We start from the raw sequence: 2,588 nt of genomic DNA on the forward strand, positions 1-2,588 counted from the left end.
AACCTGGACCTGGTCCGGCAGGCGAAGCGGTGGTGCAACGGCAACCGCCGCTACGGCGTGCCGCCGTGCCCGGTGCGGGCGGTGTGCCTCGCCTACGCCCACGTGAAGGGCGACGACTGGTCGGTCCTCGGGGGCACCACCCCGAGAGAGCGCCGGGCCGCCCGCGCCCGCCTGGACCGGCCCCGCACCCCGGCCGAACCCGCCCCGCCGGGGCAGCGCCGCGCACCCCTGCCGGAGCACACCCTGCAGCTGATCCGCGACCTGGACCGGCGCGGCTGGGCCCGCCAGGACATCACCGCCGAGACCGGGGCGTCGGACTACGTCCTCCGACACCTCCTCGGCCCGAAGCCGCGGGAGGTGGCGTGGTGACCGTCCTCGACCCGGTCCTTGAGCGCCTGTCCGGGCGTCACCTGCTCGGCTGTGTGGTCTGGCACACCGAGCAGGTCCTGGACGCCCACCTGTGCGCCTGCCCCGCGGACCCGCAGACCGAGACACGCGAAGCCATGTACGGCGACATGGCGGCGACCCTGCCCCTGGCGGCCGCGTCGGTGGCTCGCCGGATCGCGGAGGTCGCCCGCTGGGACCCGGACGGTGCCCGCGACACAGCGGACGGGGTGGTGCGGCAGGTGTTGGCCCGGATCGCATCCGGGCAGGAGCCGCCTGAGCTGGTGCAGCGTCTCGCCTCCGCCGCCCTGGTCGTGCACGGGGGGCGGCGCACGTGACCTCCTGGCAGACCTGCCGCAACCGGCACGCAGCCCCGTGGGAGGCGCACACGGACTGCTGCGACGCCCCCTACGCCGACCAGCTCCGCCGGCAGGGCGGCGCTCTGAACCCCTTCGAGCAGGCGGACCGGGAGCTGCGCCGCACCTGGCCCCGCACCGGGTGGGCGCTCACCCCGACCCGGCTGGGTGGGGTCCTGGTCTGCGAGTGCGGCTACGCCATCGCCGCGCACCACTCGGGGCATCTGGCGTTCGCCGCGCACCTCACCGACCACCACGCCACGAACGGAGCCGCATCGTGACCCGCCTGGACGACCTGGAGGCGGTGGCACTGGCCGAGCTCGCCGACCGCGTCGACAAACGCAAGACCGCCGTCCGCGCCCTGGCCGGGCGGGACCTGGCCGACGGGGACAGGCGCACCATCCGCTCCCCTCTCGGGGACGCGCTGGGCTCGATCCTGCGCACGGACCCGGACCCGCAGTGGCGGGTCACCGAGCCTCACGCTCTGGAGCAGTGGCTGCGCACCCAGCACCCATCTGGGATCGAGCGCGGCTGGCACGTGCACGTCCCCGGGGTGGACGGCCCGGTGTGGCTGGACCCCCTCGACGAGCTGGCCGTGGTCCTCGCCGAGCACGCGCCGCATCTGCTGACCGCGGCGGAGCGGGTCGTCGAGCAGGAGGTGGCACTGCTGCTGGAGCAGTCCCGCGACCAGGGCACACCGGCCGCTCCGGGGATCGAGCGGGTGAAGCCGGCCGGCTCGGTGCGGGTCATCCGGGCGAAGACGTGCGGGGCCGCGATCGAACGCCTCGTCCAGGCCGGGCAGCTGTCCTGGGACGTGCGCCCGCAGTTGTCGGCGGGCGAGGCGGTGGCGTCGTGAAGCCGCAGACGACCCGCCACGAGGTCACCGTGTCCCTGCCCCGCTACTGCCCGCTGTGCGCGGGGGGTCGGGTCATGGGCCTGGTCCGGGTCGAGCGGATCCGTGGCGCCGGTCGGGTGCTCTGCCCACATTGCGTCGGTGTCCGAGGCAGCAGCGGCGACGAGCGCATCCCGGTCCGCAACTGGCCGTACCGCACCGACACACCCAGGGGGACCGCATGACCACCGACCAGCCGAGCGTCGTCGTGGCGCTCTCCCGAGTGATGCAGGACGTCCAGGCGGTGGCGAAGGGCGACCGTAACTCGCAGCAGGGCTATAGCTTCCGCGGCGTCGACGCCGTGATGAACGCTGTCGGCCCGGTGCTGCGCAAGCACGGTGTTGTGGTGCTCCCGGTGGCCGTGGAGACCAACTACCGCGACGTGTCCACGGTGAACGGCAAGCCCTCCCGCGAGTGCACCGTCAAGGTCAAGTACCGGTTCTACGGCCCGGCCGGGGACCACCTCGACGCCGAGGCCCCGGGGGAGTCGATGGACTTTGGCGACAAGGGCGCCCCGAAGGCCATGTCGGTGGCGTACCGCATCCTGTTGCTGCAGTCCCTGTGCCTTCCGACGCACGAGCCGGATGCGGACGCCGCCACCTACGAGCGCGCCGCCCCAGCGAACGGCCGCACGGTGGGCCGGGGTGACGCCCCCGCCGAGCCTCCGAAGCGCACAGCCGCCGAGGCGCGCGCCCAGCTCGCCGGGGACGCCGCACGCAACGGCTGGGACCTCGACCGCATCGCCGACCTGTTCGCCGCCCAGCACGACGGCCGCCAGATCGCGCAGGCCGAGAACCCCGCGACGATCGACAAGTTCAGGGAGGCCTTGTACGCGGTCTCCGACCAGGACCTGAAGGCCCAGCCCGCCTCCACGAACGGGGCGGCGTCGTGAACCCGCTCCACTCCTGCGAGGTGGCGATGCGGGACATGTTCGCCGCCCGCGGCATCGACGTCAC

The 2,588-nt window shown here is 74.0% G+C and carries 6 protein-coding genes; all 6 read left to right on the forward strand.

What is annotated here, in order from left to right:
* Positions 1-369 (forward strand): WhiB family transcriptional regulator (locus AB7J25_RS30645; RefSeq protein WP_428514879.1); only part of this gene is annotated, 369 nt, incomplete at its 5' end.
* On the forward strand, positions 366-722 hold the full coding sequence (locus AB7J25_RS30650) for a hypothetical protein (RefSeq protein WP_428514880.1): 357 nt from the start codon (positions 366-368) through the stop codon (positions 720-722). The genes AB7J25_RS30645 and AB7J25_RS30650, both read left to right, overlap by 4 nt.
* Complete coding sequence (locus AB7J25_RS30655; RefSeq protein WP_428514882.1) at positions 719-1,021, forward strand: hypothetical protein; 303 nt, start codon at positions 719-721, stop codon at positions 1,019-1,021. The genes AB7J25_RS30650 and AB7J25_RS30655 overlap by 4 nt, the downstream gene beginning before the upstream one ends.
* On the forward strand, positions 1,018-1,596 hold the full coding sequence (locus AB7J25_RS30660; protein WP_428514884.1) for a hypothetical protein: 579 nt from the start codon (positions 1,018-1,020) through the stop codon (positions 1,594-1,596). The genes AB7J25_RS30655 and AB7J25_RS30660 overlap by 4 nt, the downstream gene beginning before the upstream one ends.
* Positions 1,593-1,817 (forward strand): hypothetical protein, encoded by a 225-nt coding sequence (locus tag AB7J25_RS30665; protein WP_428514886.1) that lies wholly within the window; start codon positions 1,593-1,595, stop codon positions 1,815-1,817. Before AB7J25_RS30660 ends, AB7J25_RS30665 begins: the two co-directional genes overlap by 4 nt.
* The gene (locus AB7J25_RS30670) at positions 1,814-2,524 is read left to right on the forward strand and encodes an ERF family protein (protein ID WP_428514887.1); all 711 of its coding nucleotides are present in this window, start codon (positions 1,814-1,816) and stop codon (positions 2,522-2,524) included. Before AB7J25_RS30665 ends, AB7J25_RS30670 begins: the two co-directional genes overlap by 4 nt.
* Positions 2,525-2,588 lie beyond the last annotated feature (64 nt).

Source organism: Pseudonocardia sp. (assembly GCF_050246655.1).
GTDB lineage: Bacteria > Actinomycetota > Actinomycetes > Mycobacteriales > Pseudonocardiaceae > Pseudonocardia.

What these genes read in the sequence shown, in the direction of transcription:
- AB7J25_RS30670 (WP_428514887.1), top strand. Translation starts at nt 1,814, where the DNA reads ATGACCACCGACCAGCCGAGCGTCGTCGTGGCGCTCTCCCGAGTGATG.